Annotated in this window: 19 protein-coding genes and 1 tRNA gene; 12 read left to right on the top strand and 8 right to left on the bottom strand. The window is 67.1% G+C overall.

Annotation, left to right across the window (positions count from 1 at the left end; all coding sequences use genetic code 11):
• Window positions 1–405 precede the first annotated feature (405 nt).
• A complete protein-coding gene (locus EGH23_RS11650; RefSeq protein WP_220580162.1) occupies window positions 406–1,488 on the bottom strand; it encodes an aminopeptidase in 1,083 nt (360 codons plus the stop codon).
• 111 nt (window positions 1,489–1,599) lie between these two features.
• On the opposite strand from EGH23_RS11650, the gene gnd reads away from it, so the two are divergent.
• The 5 genes from gnd (at window position 1,600) to EGH23_RS11625 (ending at window position 4,914) form a co-directional block, all read left to right on the top strand.
• Window positions 1,600–2,499 carry a phosphogluconate dehydrogenase (NAD(+)-dependent, decarboxylating) gene (gene gnd, locus EGH23_RS11645; protein WP_220580161.1) on the top strand — a complete coding sequence of 300 codons (900 nt, stop codon included), beginning with the start codon at window positions 1,600–1,602 and terminating at the stop codon, window positions 2,497–2,499.
• 112 nt (window positions 2,500–2,611) lie between these two features.
• Window positions 2,612–3,202 (top strand): 2Fe-2S iron-sulfur cluster-binding protein, encoded by a 591-nt coding sequence (locus EGH23_RS11640; protein WP_220580160.1) that lies wholly within the window; start codon window positions 2,612–2,614, stop codon window positions 3,200–3,202.
• 46 nt (window positions 3,203–3,248) lie between these two features.
• A tRNA-Arg gene (locus tag EGH23_RS11635) sits at window positions 3,249–3,321 on the top strand.
• A 356-nt stretch (window positions 3,322–3,677) separates the two neighbouring features.
• Window positions 3,678–3,932, top strand: coding sequence for a DUF4242 domain-containing protein (locus tag EGH23_RS11630; RefSeq protein WP_220580159.1), 255 nt, complete (start codon window positions 3,678–3,680; stop codon window positions 3,930–3,932).
• Between the two features lie 259 nt (window positions 3,933–4,191).
• Window positions 4,192–4,914, top strand: coding sequence for a CPBP family intramembrane glutamic endopeptidase (locus EGH23_RS11625; protein ID WP_220580158.1), 723 nt, complete (start codon window positions 4,192–4,194; stop codon window positions 4,912–4,914).
• Window positions 4,915–4,976: 62 nt separating this feature from the next.
• Here the strand turns inward: EGH23_RS11625 and EGH23_RS11620 are convergent, their stop codons facing one another.
• Entirely contained in the window at window positions 4,977–5,531 is a 555-nt protein-coding gene (locus EGH23_RS11620) for a hypothetical protein (protein ID WP_220580157.1), read from the bottom strand.
• Between the two features lie 276 nt (window positions 5,532–5,807).
• On the opposite strand from EGH23_RS11620, the gene EGH23_RS11615 reads away from it, so the two are divergent.
• The 4 genes from EGH23_RS11615 (at window position 5,808) to EGH23_RS11600 (ending at window position 8,075) form a co-directional block, all read left to right on the top strand.
• A complete protein-coding gene (locus EGH23_RS11615) occupies window positions 5,808–6,230 on the top strand; it encodes a dCTP deaminase/dUTPase family protein (RefSeq protein ID WP_220580156.1) in 423 nt (140 codons plus the stop codon).
• 76 nt (window positions 6,231–6,306) lie between these two features.
• Complete coding sequence (locus EGH23_RS11610) at window positions 6,307–6,696, top strand: 30S ribosomal protein S6e (RefSeq protein WP_220580155.1); 390 nt, start codon at window positions 6,307–6,309, stop codon at window positions 6,694–6,696.
• Complete coding sequence (locus EGH23_RS11605; protein ID WP_220580154.1) at window positions 6,693–7,121, top strand: DUF7112 family protein; 429 nt, start codon at window positions 6,693–6,695, stop codon at window positions 7,119–7,121. Before EGH23_RS11610 ends, EGH23_RS11605 begins: the two co-directional genes overlap by 4 nt.
• Before the next feature lie 75 nt (window positions 7,122–7,196).
• Window positions 7,197–8,075: a CheF family chemotaxis protein gene (locus EGH23_RS11600; RefSeq protein ID WP_220580153.1), complete on the top strand. Its 879-nt coding sequence runs from the start codon at window positions 7,197–7,199 to the stop codon at window positions 8,073–8,075.
• Between the two features lie 441 nt (window positions 8,076–8,516).
• On the opposite strand, the gene EGH23_RS11595 is transcribed toward EGH23_RS11600, so the two are convergent.
• A complete protein-coding gene (locus tag EGH23_RS11595; protein WP_220580152.1) occupies window positions 8,517–9,440 on the bottom strand; it encodes a thiamine-phosphate synthase family protein in 924 nt (307 codons plus the stop codon).
• Window positions 9,441–9,554: 114 nt separating this feature from the next.
• Between EGH23_RS11595 and tenA the strand changes: the two genes are divergently transcribed.
• From tenA to EGH23_RS11580, 3 genes are read left to right on the top strand one after another with little or no spacing between them, the layout of a single operon-like run.
• Entirely contained in the window at window positions 9,555–10,220 is a 666-nt protein-coding gene (gene tenA, locus EGH23_RS11590; protein WP_220580151.1) for a thiaminase II, read from the top strand.
• Window positions 10,193–10,984, top strand: a complete 792-nt coding sequence (locus tag EGH23_RS11585) for a TenA family protein (protein WP_425433221.1) — start codon at window positions 10,193–10,195, stop codon at window positions 10,982–10,984. The genes tenA and EGH23_RS11585 overlap by 28 nt, the downstream gene beginning before the upstream one ends.
• Window positions 10,978–12,504 (top strand): sodium:solute symporter family transporter, encoded by a 1,527-nt coding sequence (locus tag EGH23_RS11580; protein ID WP_220580150.1) that lies wholly within the window; start codon window positions 10,978–10,980, stop codon window positions 12,502–12,504. Before EGH23_RS11585 ends, EGH23_RS11580 begins: the two co-directional genes overlap by 7 nt.
• A gap of 5 nt (window positions 12,505–12,509) precedes the next feature.
• Here EGH23_RS11580 and EGH23_RS11575 read toward each other — a convergent pair whose 3' ends face one another.
• From EGH23_RS11575 to EGH23_RS11555, 5 genes are read right to left on the bottom strand one after another with little or no spacing between them, the layout of a single operon-like run.
• Window positions 12,510–13,379, bottom strand: coding sequence for a CheF family chemotaxis protein (locus EGH23_RS11575; RefSeq protein ID WP_220580149.1), 870 nt, complete (start codon window positions 13,377–13,379; stop codon window positions 12,510–12,512).
• On the bottom strand, window positions 13,376–14,608 hold the full coding sequence (locus EGH23_RS11570; protein WP_220580148.1) for a HEAT repeat domain-containing protein: 1,233 nt from the start codon (window positions 14,606–14,608) through the stop codon (window positions 13,376–13,378). Before EGH23_RS11570 ends, EGH23_RS11575 begins: the two co-directional genes overlap by 4 nt.
• The gene (locus EGH23_RS11565; RefSeq protein WP_220580147.1) at window positions 14,608–15,420 is read right to left on the bottom strand and encodes a CheR family methyltransferase; all 813 of its coding nucleotides are present in this window, start codon (window positions 15,418–15,420) and stop codon (window positions 14,608–14,610) included. The genes EGH23_RS11570 and EGH23_RS11565 overlap by 1 nt, the downstream gene beginning before the upstream one ends.
• The gene (gene cheA / locus EGH23_RS11560) at window positions 15,417–17,405 is read right to left on the bottom strand and encodes a chemotaxis protein CheA (RefSeq protein WP_220580146.1); all 1,989 of its coding nucleotides are present in this window, start codon (window positions 17,403–17,405) and stop codon (window positions 15,417–15,419) included. The genes EGH23_RS11565 and cheA overlap by 4 nt, the downstream gene beginning before the upstream one ends.
• The gene (locus tag EGH23_RS11555; protein ID WP_220580145.1) at window positions 17,405–18,502 is read right to left on the bottom strand and encodes a protein-glutamate methylesterase/protein-glutamine glutaminase; all 1,098 of its coding nucleotides are present in this window, start codon (window positions 18,500–18,502) and stop codon (window positions 17,405–17,407) included. Before EGH23_RS11555 ends, cheA begins: the two co-directional genes overlap by 1 nt.
• Between the last annotated feature and the right edge of the window lie 165 nt (window positions 18,503–18,667).

Raw genomic sequence — 18,667 nt, 5'->3', positions numbered from 1 at the left:
CTTACCACTAGAGGGGGTCGGCCGGAAGATTCTTAATTATCACTCCCGAATCTCTAAGCGCACCCACTTTGGGTGCCACCACCCCCCACCCCCCACCCCTCTTTCCGATCTTTCCTACTTTCGACGCCGACGAGCGCCCAGTGTCACGGCTGTCGCGCGACTCGTGAGGGCCGATTGTAGCCAGTGAACGGTGCGATCCGGTGTGTGAGCCTCCGCTCTCTCGGACCCTCGCTACCTGTGGTTCCCGCCCGCTCCACGCTCCGAACCGCGCTACCGCTCCGCGGCTCACTTCGTTCGCCGTTTCGCTATTCGAGGAAGTTCACTTCGTTCAGTTCCCCGCTACTGCTCGCGTGTCGCTTCGCTCCCGCTCACTATTCGAGGTTCCGCACTCCGTTCGGAACCTCGCTACTCCCACCGAAACCGCCCATCCTCCTGCACGGCTTCGCCGTCGACCTCCAGCCGCGACCCCTCGTCCATCGTCGTGATGAGGTCGACGTGGATCGCGCTCTCGTTTCCGGATTCTCCCTCCGGCAGGCACGCGTCGTAAGCCCGGCCGAGCGCCAGGTGAACCGTCCCGCCCATCTTCTCGTCGAAGAGGATGTTGTCGGTAACGCGGTCGACGCCGCGGTTCATCCCGACGCCGAGTTCGCCGAGTCGCCGCGCACCGTCGTCGGTATTGAGGACGTCTTCGAGGACGGCTTCGCCCTGTGCGGCCGCGAAGTCCGTGACCGCGCCGTCCTCGAAGGTGAGCTCCGCGTCGCGGACCCGTCGGCCCTGAATCGTCATCGGCACGTCGAAGGTGACGACGCCCTCGGTGGCTTCCGGCGCGGTGAACACCTCGCCGGAGGGGAGGTTGTGCGAGTCGTAGGCGACGCTGGCCGCGGAGTTGACCGCCGTCCGACCCTCGATCGACAGCGTGAGATCCGTCCCGTCGGCGACGAGACGGACTTCCGCTCCGTCGTCGAGAATCTCCTTCAACTGCGCCTGCTCCTCGGCCAGCGCCTCCCAGTCCCGCAGCGTCGCGTCGTAGACGAAGTCCCGATAGGCCTCGTAGGCCATCCCGGCCTGCTGGGCCATCGCGCGCGTCGGGTGCTGGGTCGAGACCCAGTCGGTATCGAGCCGCGCTTCCCGAATCTCCCGCCGAGCCTTCGAGTACGCCTGGCGCTGTTCGCCGGCCACGTCGGCGGTGCCGGCGGTGTTGTTCGTGCCCGAGAGAATCAAGACGCTGTCCGCTCGCTCGTACAGCGCCAGTTCGTAGTCGGGGTTCGCCTCGAACTCGCCGTCGTGCGCTCGGAGGTACGCTCGCGCGAGTTCGTCCGAGCGGTACGTCGAGAGCAGGTTCGCTCCCCGCTCGCCGAGCGCTTCGGCGACGGCGACGCCCAGGTCGTGTGCGCCCTCCTCGACCTGCACGACGACGTCGTCGCCGGCCTCGATGCGAGCGCTCCAGTCGACGAGCGTCCGTGCGTGTTCGCGTACGCGGTCGTCCATGCTCGCTCGTGGAACCGGCCCGGTAGAAAGCGTACCGTCTCTGGAACGGTTCCCGAGCGGGGCGCGTAGCCGAACCGGAATCCCTACCTGTACGCTGGGAAATCAGCAGGCATGGAACTGGGCGTCATCGGACTCGGACGCATGGGACGGATCGTCGTCGACCGCGTGCTCGACGCGGGCCACGACGTGGTGGTCTTCGACATCGACGAAGACGCGGTCGCCGACGCCGCCGACGCGGGCGCGCGCCCGGCGGACTCTATCTCCGCCCTCGCGGAGTCGCTGGGCGAGGACAAGCGCATCTGGCTGATGGTGCCCGCCGGCGACCCGGTCGACGCCGCGCTCGACGAACTCGCCCCCCACGTCGACGGCGACGACGTCGTCGTCGACGGCGGGAACTCCCGCTTCGAGGACTCGGTCCGACGCGCCGAATCGACCGACGCCGCCTACCTCGACTGCGGCACCTCCGGCGGTCCCGCCGGCGCTGAACTGGGCTTCTCGCTGATGGTCGGCGGCCCGCAGTGGGCCTACGACGAACTCGAACCGGTCTTCGACGCCGTGGCGACGGGTCCGGCGGGTCACGACCGCATGGGTCCCGCCGGGTCGGGCCACTACGTGAAGATGGTCCACAACGGCGTCGAGTACGCGCTGATGCAGACCTACGGCGAGGGGTTCGAACTGCTCGCCAACGGCCGTTACGACCTCGACCTGGAGGCCGTCGCGCGCACGTGGAACAACGGCGCGGTCATCCGCTCGTGGCTGCTGGAACTCTGCGAGGAGGCGTTCCGCGAGGAGGGCGTCGACCTCGGAACCGTCGCCGACCGCGTCGAGGGCGGCTCTACGGGGACGTGGACGGTCCAAGAGGCCCTCGAACAGGAGGTCCCGGTCCCGCTCATCTACCAGGCGCTGGCCGAGCGCTTCGGGTCGCGGGCCGACGACGGCCGCTTCGCCCGCCGACTCGCCAGCCGCCTCCGATACGGTTTCGGCCGGCACGACGTGCCGCGCCGGGAGTGAAGCGACCGCGAGACGAGGGAGACGGCCGCGGGCCGGTTCCGTTTCCACCACCGGCGCGGGGCAAACGGCGGAATCCAAAGCTTAGTTAAACCACTACTCCATAGCCGCCCGTATGGTTGAACTCGCAGGCGTCCTCGGCGGGGCCGTGCTCGCCCTCACCGTGGTGGCGCTCCACTACGCGAAAGGGACCGGCTGGGAGGCGTCCGAGGACATCTCCCAGGAGGTCTTAGAGCAGCGCGCCGCGTCGGTTCCGGAGACCGACTTCCCCGAACCGTACAACCGCTCTATCGGCGGTGGCGGTGCGGCCGCGATCCCCGCCGGCGGCAGCGAGGGCGAACTCGCCGAAGGCGAGGAAGGCGAGGCCGAAGAGGAAGAGGAGGGCTTCGACCCCGACGCGATCGCCGACGACGAGGTCGAGTACTACGAGGTCGAGTTCGCGAAGGAAGGCGAGACCATCGAGGTCGCCAACAACGAACCGCTGCTCGAAGCGGGCGAAGACGAGGGTTGGGACCTCCCCTACGCCTGCCGAGAGGGCCAGTGTATCTCCTGTGCCGGTCACATTGAGGACGGCCCGGCCGAGGACTACATCCGCCACAGCAGCAACGAATCCCTGTTCGAGGACGACATGGAGGACGGCTACTGTCTCACCTGCGTCGCCTACCCCGTCGACGACTTCACGCTCGAGACCAGCGAGTCGCCGTAGGCACCGTCGCAACCGTTAAGCGCGCCAATCGAATATCTTGCTCCGTGGGCGGCTAGTTCAGCGGACAGAACGCCTGGTTCCGGACCAGATGGTCGGGGGTTCAAATCCCTCGCCGCCCGTACTTCTGTCGCTCGCATATCCGCGAGCGACGAATACGTCACGCGAGGGACTCGAAGTAGAGAACGCCGAGCGAAGCGACGGCGTTCGCGTGGTTCAAATCCCTCGCCGCCCGCTATTCTACGACGAACGGACGTGAGAGGCGGATAGCGGATCGAGCGGTCCCGTTTAACCCATCAGAAAATCATATATCCTGACTCGGTGCGGTCAGTGCTGGGCAACACTGCATCATTGCGGAGTGCGAGCTGCCGGTCCGTATCGAGAACCGTGAGCGGAACTGTAACTCAGTTAATCAACAGTCGGCCTTGCGTGAAATTGTTAGTATTTTATTATGTCCTCGGCCGTACTGCCATGTGTCATGCCACTGTATATGGACGTTCATAGAGATGTCGACGCATCCGTTGAAGACGTCGTAGAGGCTCACAAGAAAGACGTCGAAACCCAAGAGAAACACGGTGTGAAATACCTGAACTATTGGGTCGACGAGGACGAAGGCGCCGTCTTCTGTCTGTTCGAAGGCCCAAGCAAAGAAGCGGGTGAGAGAGTTCACGAAGAGGCCCACGGACTCACCGCAGACGAGATCTTCGAGGTCGAACAGGGCGAGGCAAACTGAAGCCAATAAAAGAGGTCTGAGCCGTCTCCAGCGTGACCGGCTTTCTCACTAACGCTTAAACGCTACTGGCCGAACACGCCCTATGCTCAGTATCCGGTTCGTGCTATTATCCATCTCGATAATATCTAATACCGCCGACAAGCAGATCTGCTGAGCGTTCGTTTCACACGATAACTATATGAATAATGAGTTCGACAGAACTCATCCCTCGCCGCTTACACGCCGATTACTTTTCGCGGTCCGGAACGGAGTATTAGCCATGAATTACGAAGACCCCACGCTCGCCGACTCGCCACGCCGACTCCGCGCCATCGGGGCCGCGTTCGGACTGTTACTCGCGGGACTGACCGTCAGCGTCGTCTTCGGAGTCGTGTTCACCGTGCCGCTGATCCTGTTCGGGACGAACGTCGAGAGTCCGGCGGCGTTTCTGGCGCTGGCCGCCGTCGGACAGCTGGCGTTTCTCCTCGTCGGCTACGCGTACGTCCGGAGCCGCGGCGGCGTCCGCATTCGGCGGCCGACGCGACGGGACGTGCAGTATGCGGTCGGCGGTCTCATCGGCGCGCTCGTCGCCGCCGTCGTCCTCAGCGTCGTCGTCACGACGCTCGGTATCGCACCGGAGGGGAGCGTCTTCGACGATCCCATCATGGCCGACCCGCGCGTGGCGCTCGGACTGGCGGCGCTCTCCGTCGTGCTTGTCGCTCCGGCCGAGGAACTGCTCTTTCGAGGGGCGATTCAGGGCCGCCTGCGCGAATCGTTTAGTCCCGCGGTGGCGGTGGGACTGGCGAGTCTCGTCTTCGGGTCGACGCATCTGCTGAACTACACGGGCTCCGTCGTCGGAGCGCTCGGCGGCGTCGCCATCGTCACCGTCGGCGGCGCTATCTTCGGGGTGATTTACGAGCGGACGGGCAATCTCCTGGTTCCCATCGTCGCCCACGGCGGGTACAACGCCGTCCTGCTGGTCGGGACGTATCTCACGTTGTGAGGGAGTCGGAGGACGACGGGTAGAAGCTATTCGACGACTGGGACCCCCCGATATCCGCCGGGTTAGTCGTCCGCGCCCATCTGTGAATCTGCCGACTGCTCTTCTTCCGCCTCGCGGCCCGGCGCCTCGGCGTCCTCGATCAGTTCCAGTAGCGGCGCGACCTCCTCGAAATTCGGCCCGCGGCGAATCGTCTCCGCCTCGCGGTCCCACTCTACGTACTCCCGCGCGGCGAGCTTCTGGAGGTGGACGCGGATACGCCCCTGTTTCGCGGCGGCGAGGGCGTCGTCCGATTCTCCGTCCGCGAACGTCTCGGTGATGAACTCCGTCTCGTCGCACTCCCCGCGTTCCGCGAGAGCCAGCAGAATCCGGCGACGGACCGGACGGCTGAGCGTCTCGAAGATGGCGTCTAAGGACGTATCTGATAGCTCCGGTGGCACCGACCGCTGTCCGCTCCGCGAGTCGGTGACGGTGAGCAGCTGGAGCACCTCGCGTATCACGTAGTTCTTCTCGGCTACCTCGTCGGTATCGAGTGCGTCCATGAGGTGTGATACCGAGCGCTCTCGTCCGCGAGTCCGTGTCTGGGCCGTCGTAGGTGGGTCACTGTGTTCGTCTGTCATCGTTATCTCTCCGCTTCGAGCACGCCGGATAGGGTCGCCCTTCGCCTTCGCTGCTCGTCCGCCCGATACTTCACCCTCAGCGGCACACGGGATGTAAATCCGAGTCTAGTACCCACATACGGTTTAGTAACCAATAGATATTGGGGTAAATATTGTCGGAAAACCGTACAGGAACAGCGCTAGACCGTCGAGGCGGCGACGGACGCTCGGACCCGAATCCGGAAAGCGCCGTCGTCCGCCCCCACTGTTTTGACACGAGCGGACGAGACTCCGACTATGCCCGACTACAGCGAGTACGTCACCGATATCGTCCACGAACCGACCCAGCGCGACGGTCCGGGCTTCGACCTCACCGTCGCCGAGGTGTTCGACGTGGTCGAACCCGGCCGCATCGACTTCGGCGGCGGCGAACTCGAACCCGCCGAAACCGTTCCGCACCGCAGCGCGAAACGCGATCCGGGCGACGACTACGAGTGGTGGACGCTGCGCGAGGGGCAGTACCTCCTCGGCTTCAACGAGTCGCTCACCGGCGAGGGGAGAGTGACGTTTCAGCCTCGAACCGAGTTGCTCGAACGCGGTGCGACCCACCCGACGCTCACCGTCGAGGAACTCCCCCGCGTCCCCCTCTCGGTGGGCGGCGCGGGACTGAAGCTCAAGGCCAACGCCCGCGTGAGCACTATCGTCGACGTGGAGGAGTGAGTGTGACCCCGCTACGGACGAGAAATAGCGCCACCGCTTCGATGCGCTTTTGACGCGCGATTGATTGAGGACAGGTATGGCTGAATTCACTGTCGCCGTCTCCGACCCGGAGGACGGTCACACGTACCAGATCGACGTCGACGGACAGGACGCGAACCGCTTCATGGGCCGCGAGCTCGGCGACGAGGTCGACGGCGGCGCGGTCGGTCTCGACGGCTACACCCTCGAACTCACCGGCGGCTCCGATAAGGCCGGCCGACCGATGCGGTCGGACGTCCGCGGCGTCTCCACGACCTCTATCATGTCCGACGGCGGCGTCGGCTTCGAACCGACCACCGAGGGCGAGCGCAAGCGCATCACCGTCCGCGGCCGCGAGGTCAGCGACGAGACGCGCCAGATCAACGCGAAGATCGTCGGTCGCGGCAGCGACTCCGTCGAGGACCTGCTCGGCGACGGCGACGAGTGACGGAGCGCGTCCCGAGCGACCACGAGGCCATCGAGACCCACCGGGTCACCGTCGAGTCGGTGGGCCGCACCGACCGCCCGCGGGTCGCTCTCCCCGACGCCGTCGACTTACGGGACGGCGACGTCGTCAGCCTCGCCCTCGACGGCGACGGCTACTACGCCGCCGTCGAGACGAACATCCAGGGCGAGACCGGCATCGCCCACGTCGCGGACAACCGCCGCCTCGCCCGCGAGCGCGAGGGCGGAAACCGCCTCGCCGAGTGGGTCAGAGACGGCACCGTCTCGCTCGGCGGCTCGGCGCACTTAGACGTGATTACCGACGGCACCGAATACGGCCTGCGGACGCCCGGCACGCGCGTCGTCTACACCTCGACCGGCGGGGCCGACTCGTCGCTGGCCGACATCGCCGAGGACCTCGACGGGTAATCCCTCGTTCTTCGAACTGATATTCGCGCGAAACGCTCAATATACGGGGCGGACAATCAACGGCCAACCCCCCGCATGTCGGAATCAGTCATCGCCGACTTCGTCGGCCAGTTCAACTCCGAGGTCTCCACCCGCAACGACCCCATCAAGGGTCGGGTGGTCCTCTCACAGAAGCGACTGGTACTGGCCGCGAGCGAGGACGACAAGCTGACGATTCCGCTGGCGTCCATCTTCGACGTCGCCATCGGGCAGGTGCCGCCCGACTTAGGCGACTTCTTCGACTCGACGGTGACCGTCGCCTTCGAGAAGAACGGCCGCCGCCTCGTCGCCGCCATCGAGGCCGGTGACGAGAAGATCGAGAGGTTCGGCACGCTCCTGTTCAAAGCGATCGTCAACGGCACCGAGACGACGGTCAAAGAGCGCGCCCGCGTCGGCGGCCGCGTTACCGACGACGCCCAGCGGACCGCCCGCCTCTTCTTGACCCCCGGCACCGTCGAGTTCCGCCGCGAGGACGGCACCTTCGCCATCGACCTCGAAACGGTCTCCGACTTCTCCCGAACGACTCGGGAGGTATCGGGCACCAAACGCCCGGTCCTGGAGGTCAGGCACATGCAGGACGGCACCGCCGTGACGACGATGGCGACGCTGGCCTCCCCCCGGAAGATGTCTATCCTCGGCCGCTACCTCCGTCGGGAGTACTCAGAGCTGATGGAGGAGATTCGGAACGTCGACCTCACGCGGGACAAGAAGGAGGTGCTGGTCGCCATGTACTCCACCGGCGACATGGAGGGGATGCCCCTCGCCAACATCCTCGGGAAAGACTCCGCCGCGGTGTCGATGCTCCTCCGAGACCTCGACGCGGACAACCTCGTTCAGGACGGCCCCGATGGTCCGACGCTCACCCCGAAGGGGAAGATCGTCGCCAGCCGGCACCTGGAGGATGTCAACGCCTAGCGCCCACCGTTTTCGTCGTCGCCTTTCCTCGCGCGCTCGGAGAGCGCGCCGTGGGAGGAGCGTGGCGGCGAAGCCGCCACGTCATTCGGTTGCGGGCCGTTGGCCCGCAACCCGCTCCTCGAAAAACGTCCTCAGAAGTCGAAGACTTCTGATGGGCTGCGTTAGAGTCGTCCGAGAGAGCGAAGCTCTCTCGTGATCACGAAAGAGCGCCGTGCGCTCTTTCGGATGACTTCGCTCTAACGAACGTGGGCGAAAAAGGCCGAACTCGCGGCTCTGCCGCGAGTTCGGTGAAACCGCGCCTCCGGCGCGGTACGTTTCTTAGGCAGGCCTGCCCTTCCCCGTCTTCGTGAGCGGAGCGAACGAAGGCTCGTCAGAACTTCGTTCTGACGGCGTCTTCGCGCGACGGAGCGCGCTCCCGGCCGACTGCACCGCCAGCAACCGCTATTCTTCCGCGTCAGCGACTAATTCGGCGGCTAACCGCGCCGCATCAGCGCCGGTCCCGGCGAGGACGTAGGTGATGGGTTCGATGCCGAACGCGCCGCGGTGATAGAGCACGTCGGGGACCGCGCCGCGCGATTCGAACCGCTCGCGGAGGCGGTCGCCGCGGTCGTCGTAGCCCGCTTCGAACTCCAGCAGGTCGAGGCCGCGTGCGCGGGCCGCGTCGAGAAGCGCGTCGTCGGTCGCGAGGTTGAGCGCGCCGCGGCGGTCGGGGTCGACGGCCGTCGCGGCGAGAATCGTCGTGGCGACGTGTTTCGACGCGCCGAACTCGGGGTTCGCGGGCACCTCGACGCTGCCGTCCATCACGTAGATGCGGCCGGGGACGGCGGCCACGTCCGAAACGGCCTCGCCCCCGGGGAGCGCGGTGCCGACGTTTGTCCCGACGTTTGGGACGTAGTCGACGACGCCGGGCGTGGTGGCGAGGACTCGGCTCGCCTCTCGAACGCTGTCGAGGACCTCGCGCTCCCTGCGGAGTTCGGGGTTCGCGCCGCGGACGCAGAGGTCACAGCCCAGCCCCCGTAACTCCGGCATCGCCTCTTCGTGGAGCTCACAGACGGGGCCGCGGTCCTCGAAGGCGCGGACGAGTTCCAGCACGGCCGCCAGCGCGTCGTAACCGTCCATCTCGCCGTCGGCCAGTCCCCCGGCGACCTGTTCGACCGTCTCCGCGGTCCGAGGGTGGTCCGCGATGCGCGGTTCGAGGTCGGGGTCGCCGTTGACGTACGTCGAGACGGCCGCCTGCGTCACGCCGAGATGTGTCGCGACCTCCTGTTGGGTGAGGTCGTGCGCCGAGAGCTCCCGCGCCAGCAGGACCCGAAGCGTCGGCAACACGTCCTGCACGACGATTTCACTCGGCAACCGGAGGGACATACCCCTTCGTTGGGCGACCGGTCGCTTAAGCGTTCGACATCGACCCGACAACGGTCGAGGCGATAAGCCGATTGTAGTACCAAGTTATATCACGCCGGAGGGCCGAGCGGTCGTATGAGCTTCACCGACGAACTGGCCGGCGTCGGCGACCCGATCTGGGACGCCATCGTCGCCCACCCGATGGTCGAACAGTTGGGCGAGGGAACGTTAGACGAAGCCCCGTTTCGCTACTGGGTCCGGCAGGACTACGTCTATCTCGTCGAGTACGCGCGCGTGTTCGCGCTGGGCGCGGCCAACGCGCCGAACCTGGAGCGGATGGGCACCTTCGCCGAACTGCTCGATTCGACCATCAACGCGGAGATGGACCTCCACCGGGAGTACGCCGCCGAGTTCGGCATCTCGGCGGCCGACCTCGAAGCGACCGACCCCTCGCCGACGACGCGGGCGTACACGGACTTCCTCGTCCGCACCGCCGCGACCGGCACGTTCGGCGACCTCGCGGCGGCGCTCTTACCCTGCATGTGGGGGTTCAACGAGACGGCACTCCGGCTGGACGAACGCGGCCGACCGGACCACGAGCAGTACGCCGCGTGGATCGAGATGTACGCCGGCGAGGAGTTCACCGAGCTCACCGAGTGGTGTAAGGACCTGATGGACGACGTGGCCGCCGAATCGACGGAATCCGAGCGCGAGCGCTACCGCGCTATCTTCGAGACGTCGGCCCGCTACGAGTACCGCTTCTGGGACGCCGCCTGGCGCGAGGAGGAGTGGTCGGTGTGACGGGGGGAGACGGAGACCCCTCGGCGGTGCCGGCCACCTACGCCGACTACGCCGAAGGCCGAGAGAAGCCCCGCTTCACCGACTGGCTCAGAGCGCGTTCGGAGCCGTCGTGGACCGAGGCGACCGAGCACCGATTCACTCGGGAACTCCGCGCCGACGACCTCGACGACGCCGTCTTCCGGCGGTATCTGGTGCAGGACTACGCCTTCGTAGAGACGCTCGTGGGGGCGTTCGGCCACGCCGTCGGCGACGCGCCGACGATGGCCGCGAAGTCCCGACTCGTCGACTTCCTCGGGACGCTCACCGACGAGGAGAACGACTACTTCGAGCGCTCGTTCGACGCGCTCGGCGTCGCCGAATCGACGTACTCCGAGCCCGACCCGACGCCGACCACGGCGGCGCTCCGGGACCTGCTCCTGCGCGCGGCCGGACAGGGCGGCTACGCCGAGACGCTGGCCGTCCTCGTTCCCGCGGAGTGGGCGTATCTCGCCTGGGCGACGGCCGGAGATAGCGACGGTGACCGCCCCGAGCGGTTCTATCTCGCCGAGTGGGTGGACCTCCACGCGATCCCGGCCTTCGAGGAGTTCGTCGAGTGGCTCCGGGCGGAACTCGACCGGGAGGGTGCGGCCGCGAGCGAGCGTCGGCAAGAGAGACTCGCCGACCTGTTCTGTCGCACCGTCGAACTGGAAGTCGCCTTCTTCGACGCGGCCTACGGCGGTGGTACCACGGAGGCAGTGACCGACGGTGGTGACCGCCCGTGGTGACCACCGCCGTCGCGCTGGGACTGACCGTCGCGACCCTCCTCGCCCTCGCCGCGCTCGGCGTCTGGTACACGCGGGGGCGCGAGGGGTCGGTCGACGACTTCCTCACCGCCCGCGACTCAGTCGGCGAGGGTCGCCTGACCGCGACGCTCGTCGCCTCGGTCATGGGCGTCTGGATCCTCCTCGCCGCGCCGGAGGCGGGGGCCGGATTCGGCGTCGCCGCCGTCGTCGGCTACGCCGTCGGCGAGGCCGTGCCGATGCTCGCTTACTCCCGACTCGGTCCGCGCGTGCGCGAACTGCTTCCGAAGGGGCACTCGCTCACGGAGTACGCCCACGCCCGCTACGGCTCGGCGATGTACGGCTTCGTCCTCCTCGTCAGCGCGCTGTACATGTTCGTCTTCGTCGCGGCGGAACTCACGGGCATCGCCAGCGCCCTCTCGCTCGTGGCGGGCGTCCCGCAGTGGCAGACCGCGATGCTCGTCGGCGGGTTCGTCCTCTTGTATACGAGCTACGGCGGCCTGCGGGCGACCATCGTCACCGACACCGTCCAGGCGGTCCTCGTCCTCCCGATTCTCGCGGTGGTCGTCGGCGGCGTCGTCCTCTCGCTCGGCGGCCCCGGCGCGGTGTATTCCGGCGTCGTCGAGACGAACCCGACGCTCGTCGATCCCGGCTTCCTTCCGGGCCTCCAGTTCGGCCTCGGTCTGGCCTTCGCCATCCTCGGCGCGGAACTCGTCAACCAGACGTGGTGGCAGCGTATCTACGCCGGCCGCGACGGCGACACCGTCGCCCGCGGCTTCCGCAACGCGACGCTGCTCAACAGCGCACTCGTCTTCGTCGCCGCCGTCCTCGGTATCGTCGCCGTCGGCCACGCCGACGTGGTCGCCGACGCGTCGAGCGCGGCCTACAACGCCGACGTCGCCTTCTTCGTCCTCGTCGAGAGCGTCTTCGGCGAGCGGCTGCTGCTCGGCGTCGTCCTGCTGGCGCTCCTGCTGGTCGTCAGCTCGGTGGACTCGCTGTTCTCGGCGCTGGCGAGCCTCGTCACCGCCGATCTCCCGCGACTGCTCGCGGAGCCCGACGACCGTACGCTCAGACTGGGCGCGCGGGCGCTCACCGCCGTCGTCGCCGTCGCCGCTATCTACGTCAGCCTGCGCGCCCGGAGCGTCCTCCGACTGTTCTTCTTCGCGGACCTGCTGGGGGCCGCCGTCGCCTTCCCGCTCGTCTACGGTCTCTACTCCCGGCGGCTCACCGGCCCCGGCGCGTTGCTGTCGAGTCTCCTCGGTCTGACCGTCGGACTGGCGTACTTCCCCGACCTGCGGGGCGTGACGACGGCGATTCCCGTCGTCGGCGACCTCCTCCCGGCCGCGGACCCGCTGTATCTCACCTCTTTTGCCGGTGCCTTCCTCGTCTCGGCCGGCGCGACGCTGCTCGCGGCGCGACTCACGAGCGGCGCGTTCGATTTCGACAGCCTCGCCGAGACCGGCGGCGTTCCCGTGACCGACGGCGGGACCGAGCGCGACGACTGACGAGGTTACTGGTCGGCGATGGCCTCGCCCGCGATGGAGCGCCCGCGGGCCTCTAACTGGACCTCGCGGCGGGTGCGGACGGGCTCTAAGATGTCGGCCTCGATGAGGCGGTCGTAGACGGCCTCGACGTCCTCCGTCTCCATGTCGACGAAGTCGGGGATCTTGAACGGCGAGATGCCCGAGTACAGCGCCATCAACACCTGCGTCTCCTCGGCCGAGAGGTCCACGTCGTCGGCGGCGTTTCGCTGTTCGCCCTGTCGGACCAACCCCTCGATGAGCGAGACGTGCCGCGGCGTCCCGGAGATGTACGTCTCGACGCTCGTGCCGTCGATGGTGTGTCCGACCTCCAGGAGCGGGCGTTCGTCGCCTCGGATCTCCTTCCGCTTGGCTTCGACGGTACCCACGTCGTCGACGTCGAGTTCGACGAACGTGCCGCCGGCGGTGGCGAGGTCGATGGTCTCGTCGTTCTCGTCGTCGATCTTGAGGCGGGCCTTCTCCCAGCCGCTGTCCTGTACGACTCCGCCTTTCACCGCGGGGTGCCTGACGAGGACGACGATCTGGTCGAGCAGCGCGCGATACAGTTCCACCTCGAACGCCTCGGCGGCCGCCGACACCAGCCACACGTCCCGGCCCGCCTGCAGTTTGATGTAACTGTCGACCTGCGCGAGCGACTGGTTCATCTGGCTGGCGGTGACGCTCGTGAGCTTCGAGAGGGGAAGCGTGCGTTTGCCCCGGTTCGTCGCCAGCACCAGCCGCTTGTTCGAGAGGACGACGCGACCAGGAAGCCACTCGATGTCGTTTCGCTTCCGCCCGTCTTTGACCACCTGCACGAACTTCCCCTGCGAGTCGGCCAGCGCGCGCTCGCCGTCGCTCATCCGCGCCCACCGAGTTTCGAGACGGCCGAGAAGGCCTTCTTTCGGATCACGTCCTCTTCGGTGTCGTCGATGAGTTTATCCAGCGCCTTCCGCGAACGCTCGCCGCCGACCTTCCCGAGCGTGAAGATAGCCTGGCCCCGAACCTGTGGGTCGACGGTCGCATCCTGGACGACCGGCAACAGGCGGCGCTCGACCATGTTGTCGGGACCGCCGAGTTCCGCCAGGCTCGTCGCGGCGAACTGCCGGAGCATCCGGTCGTCGTCGGCGAGCGCCTCGACGAGGCCGTCGATGACCCGGTCGCGCTCCCGGTCGCTCGTGGCCCGACCCAGCAGCCACGCGGTGTTGCGCCGCTGGGCGGCCTGCGTGCTCTCTTCGAGTATCTCAACCAGCGGCACGACGACGCCCCGGTCGTCCGTGTTCGCGAGCTTCTCGACGACGGTGTCGCGGATGTCGTGGCTCCGCTCGGTCGGGACGTTCGAGAGCAGTTCGACGAGCGAGTACACCGCGGTCCGGCGGACGGCCGCCGACTCGTCCGAGAGCGCCTCGACCAGATAGCCGACGGGGCGGCCGTTCCCGAAGTTGCCGAACGCGCCGACGGCGATCCGGCGGACGCGCTCGTCGTCGTCCTCGTACATCGGCAGCAGCGCCTGCAACGCCTGCCGATTACCGACGTTACCCAGCGCCTCGGCGGCCTCTCGGCGCACCGCGCCCTTCGGGTCCGTCAGCAGCGATTCGAGCGGCCCGGTGGCTCGCGAGTCGCCGATCTTTCCGGCCGACCGGGCCGCTCGCGCCCGAACCCGCGGGTCGGCGTCGTCGAACCGCTCGGCCAGTTGCGGGACGGTATCGGCCTGTCCCAACCGACCGAGCCCGTTGGCGGCGGCCATCCGCAGTTCGGGGACGTCCGCCGAGAGCGCTTGGACGAACGCCTTCGCGGTCACCCAGTCGGCCGCGTCGCCGCCCAGTTCGACGCCGGCCATCTCGCCGATGAGTCGCTCGATGGCCCCCTCGCCGAGCTCGTCGAGCGAGTCGATGGCCGCAGCGGTGACGGAGCTGCTGTCCCCCTGTGCCGCCTGCACGAGCGCGTTGACGGCGTCTCGCCGGTCGTCGTGCCCCTCGAAGTTGCCGAGCAACTCGGCCGCTCGGGTCCGGACGCGTTCGTTGTCGCTCTCGCGCAGCACCCGGACGAGTTCCTGTATCTCGCCGTCGCGTTCGAGTTCGTAGAGGCTCATCACACTCGGCGGTAGATGCGGTGTTGCTTGTCGACGGGTTCGAAGGCGTCCCGACAGGCCGTCGGGAGCGTCTCGGTCATCCCGATCATGAGGTAGCCGCCCTCCCGGAGCGACCCGCGGATGGTCTCGAAGATGGGGACCTTGTACTCGGCGTCGATGTAGATGAGGAGGTTCCGACAGAACACCAGATCGAAGTCCCGCTTGGGGTCGCCGCGGATGAGGTCGTGTCGCTCGAATCGGACCATGTCCGTGACGCTGTCGCGGACCTCGAACGTGTCGCCGTCCTCCTCGACGTACTCGGCGTAGTCGCTGAGCGGCGCGAGCTCCTCGGCGATGTCCGTCGTCTGTGAGGTCTGATAGGTCGCTTCCCGGGCCTCTCGGAGAATCTCGGCGTTGATATCGGTCCCGGTGATCTCGACGCGACCGGCGTCGATCTGGGGGTCGTCGAGCGCCAGCATCGCCGCCGAGTACGGCTCTCGGCCGTCGGCGCTCGGCGCGGACCACAGCCTGACCCGGTCGTTCTCGGCCGTCAGCTCGCGCAGGACCGAACGCAACTGCTCCCACGCGTCAGGGTTCCGGAAGAAGCCGGTGACGTTGATCGAGAGGGAGTCGAGCAGCTTCTCGCGCTCGCCGTCGTCTCCTTCGAGGAGGCGCTTGTACGCGCCGTAGTCGTCCGTGTCAGTTCGGCGCATCCGCGCGGTGATGCGGCGATCGAGATACGCGTCGTTGTAGAACGAGGATTCGAAGTCCATCTCCGATCCGATGAACGACAGCAGGCGGTCGAACTGCCGGTCGTCGATGTCGCCGCTCATAGCGTCACCACGTCGAGGATGTGGACGATGTTGCCGTCGCCGAGCACGGCGGTCCCGGAGAGACCGGCGGTGCCCGAGAGGATGCCCTCCAGGGGCTTGACGACGACTTCCTCCTGGCTGTTCACCGAGTCACAGTGGAGCGCGATCTGACGCTCTGACTCCCGGATGCGGACGAGCATCCCGTCGCCGTTCGCCGTCTCGCCGGGGACCTCGAAGGCGTCGTCCAAGTGGACGACCGGGTAGATGTCGTCGTTGTGCTTGATGACCTCCTTCCCGTTGACCTGTTTCACCGCGCCGGTCGCCGTTATCTCGTCGACGTTCTTGATGGGGATGCCGTACTCCTCGTCGCCCACCTCGACGAACAGCACCTTCACGATAGCCATCGTCACCGGCAGGCGGAGGGCGACGGTCGTCCCCTCGCCCTCGGTGGATTCGACGTTGACCGACCCGTCGAGTTGCGTGACGGTATCGTGGACCACGTCCATCCCGACGCCGCGGCCGCTCGTATCCGTCACCTCTTCGGCCGTCGAGAAGCCGGGGTGGAAGACGAGGTCGTAGACGGCCGAGTCGTCCATCGCGTCGAGTTCCTCCGGCGAGCGAACGCCCTTCTCGACGGCCTTCCGCCTGATCCCCTCCACGTCCAGTCCCGCGCCGTCGTCCTCGACTTCGATGATGACGTGGTCGCGCTCGCGGGAGGCCCGCAGCGTGATGTGCCCCGTCGTGGACTTCCCGTTCGCCTCGCGCACCGCCGGCGCTTCGATGCCGTGGTCGACGGCGTTCCGGAGGATGTGCATCAGCGGGTCCGATATCTCTGTCAGGATAGTGCGGTCGAGTTCGATGTCCTTGCCCTCGATCTCGAAGTCGACGTCCTTCTCTAAGTTCCGGGCGAGGTCGCGGACCAGCCGCGGGAACTTCCCGACGACCTTCTTCAGCGGGATGAGCCGCATGTCCATCACCGTGTTCTGGAGGTTCGCCGTTATCTTGTCCAGTTCGTTCAGCGTCTCGCCGGCCGAATCGAGGTCGTTCTGCTCGACAGAGCGCCGGAGCTTGATGCGGCTCGTCACCAGTTGCTCGACCAGTCCGTGCAGGTCGTCGAGCTGGTCGACGTCGACGCGAACGGACTTGATCTCGTCGACGCTGTGCTCTTCCTCGCCGCCCTCGGTCGCTCCGGAAGCGGGACTCGGGGGGGCGGCGTCACCGCTCTCGTCGGCCGAGAGCGCCTCGGTCACGTCCGTCGCCTCGAAGGAGTCGACCTTGCCGACCGACGCCAGTTCGGCGTCGACCGTCGCGGCGTCCGGCGCGTCGAGGTAGAGCGCGAACGTTCCCTCGAACTCGCCGTCCTCGATGGCCGCCCTGTCGGGGACGAACGCCAGAATCTCGAAGGCGTCCTCGATGCCCTCCAGCGCCAGCATCGAGTCGACGCCGAGCATGTCCGACTCGCCGACGCTGATCGTCGCGTGAACGACCCGCTCCTCGGCGTCGGCCGGGTCGAGGTCGATCTCGACGTCGATGTCCGTCGCCTGGCCGTCGCCACTCGCCGCGGCCACGGCGCTTCCGCCGGTCGCCACACCGGCACCGACGGTCGCGCCGGTTCCGGCGGCCGCCGCGCCCGATTCGAGCACCGCACGCAGCTCCGCGACCGTCTCGTCGGTCGTCGTCCGCGATTCGCCCTCGGCCTCGATCTCGTTGACGATGACCTCTATCTGGTCGACGCCCGCGAAGACGAGGTCCATCACGTCGGGAGTGACCTCCATCTCGCCCTGTCGCATCGCGTCGAGGAGGTCCTCCATCGCGTGCGCGAGGTTCGCCGCGTCGGTGAAGCCCATCGCGCCGAAGTTCCCCTTCAGCGTGTGGGCGGTGCGGAAGATGGAGTCCATCGCCGCCTCGTCTGACGGGTCGGACTCTAAGTCCAACAGGGAGTTGTTCAGTTCGGTTATCGCCTCCTCGCTCTCACGGATAAACGCGTCTAGATACTGGTCGTCCATTATGGGGTCACCTCGGTCGTGATCGTCGCTAAGATGCCGCCCGCCACGTCGTCGATGGGAAGCACCGAATCGACGCAGCCGGTCTCGGCCGCCCGCTGGGGCATCCCGTAGACGGCGGACGTGGCCTCGTCCTGTGCGATGGTCCGCCCGCCGGCGGCCTTGATCCGGCGGATGCCGTCCGCGCCGTCCTCGCCCATCCCGGTGAGGATGACGCCGACGAGCGGGTCGTCGATGGTCGTCGCGGCCGTCGCCATCGTCACGTCGACGGCCGGCCGGACGCTGTTGACCGGCTCGTCTCTCGTCAGCTTCACGCGGAGCCGGCCGTTCCGGTAGTTCTTGATCTCCATGTGGCTGTCGCCGGCGGCGACGAGCGCCTCGCCCCCGCCGATTCGCGCGCCGTCGGTGGCCTCCCGAACGTCGTACTCGCTACGCGCGTCGATGCGCTCGGCGAAGCGCCCGGTGAATCCCTCGGGCATGTGCTGGACGACGAGGATTCGGAGGTCGGCCGCGACCGGTAGCTCCGACAGCACCTGCTCGACCATCTTCGGCCCGCCGGTCGACGAGCCGATGACGACCGTCGGGTCCGCGACGTACGTCCGGGACGCCTCGGTCGAATGACTACTGGCCGTTTCAGTGGCGGCGGAGCGACTCTGTGCACCCGCGTTCGAATCGGCGGTGCCTGCGCCACGAACGCCGGCTTCGGCGACGGAGGTCACGATGTCGACGAGTTGGTCCTTCAGCCGAGACATCTCCATCGACACCTCGCCGCCGGGTTTGGTGAAGAAGTCCACGGCTCCCTTATCGAGCGCCTCGAAGGTCACGTCGGCGTTCTCGTCGGTGTGGGCCGACAGCATCAACACCGGCGTCGGCCGCTCGGCCATGATCCGTTCGGTGGCCTCGATCCCGTTCATCTCGGGCATCTCGACGTCCATCGTCACGACGTCCGGCTCGTGCTCGCGGACGGCCGCCACGGCCTCGCGTCCGTTACGGGCCTCGGCGACGACGTCGATTCCCCCCTCTTCGAGCATGTCGGAGATGACGCTTCGCATGAAGTGAGAGTCGTCGGCCACGACTGCGCGCGGGACGGCACCGGCCATCGTCACGCGGCCTCCGGTGACGTGGTCGTCGTTCGCGGGCGGAGCATCTGCATCACTGTGGCGAACTCCCCTTCGCCCGGAAATAAAGACACCGCCCACGTAATCAAAGTTGATAGCCCAGGAGGCAGTTTTATGCCCGCTTGCTATCGTAGCAGTTGGTATTCC

This window comes from Haloarcula nitratireducens (assembly GCF_019599505.1).
Note: the sequence above shows the minus strand (reverse complement) of the source record. Positions and strands in the feature narration are given on the sequence as shown.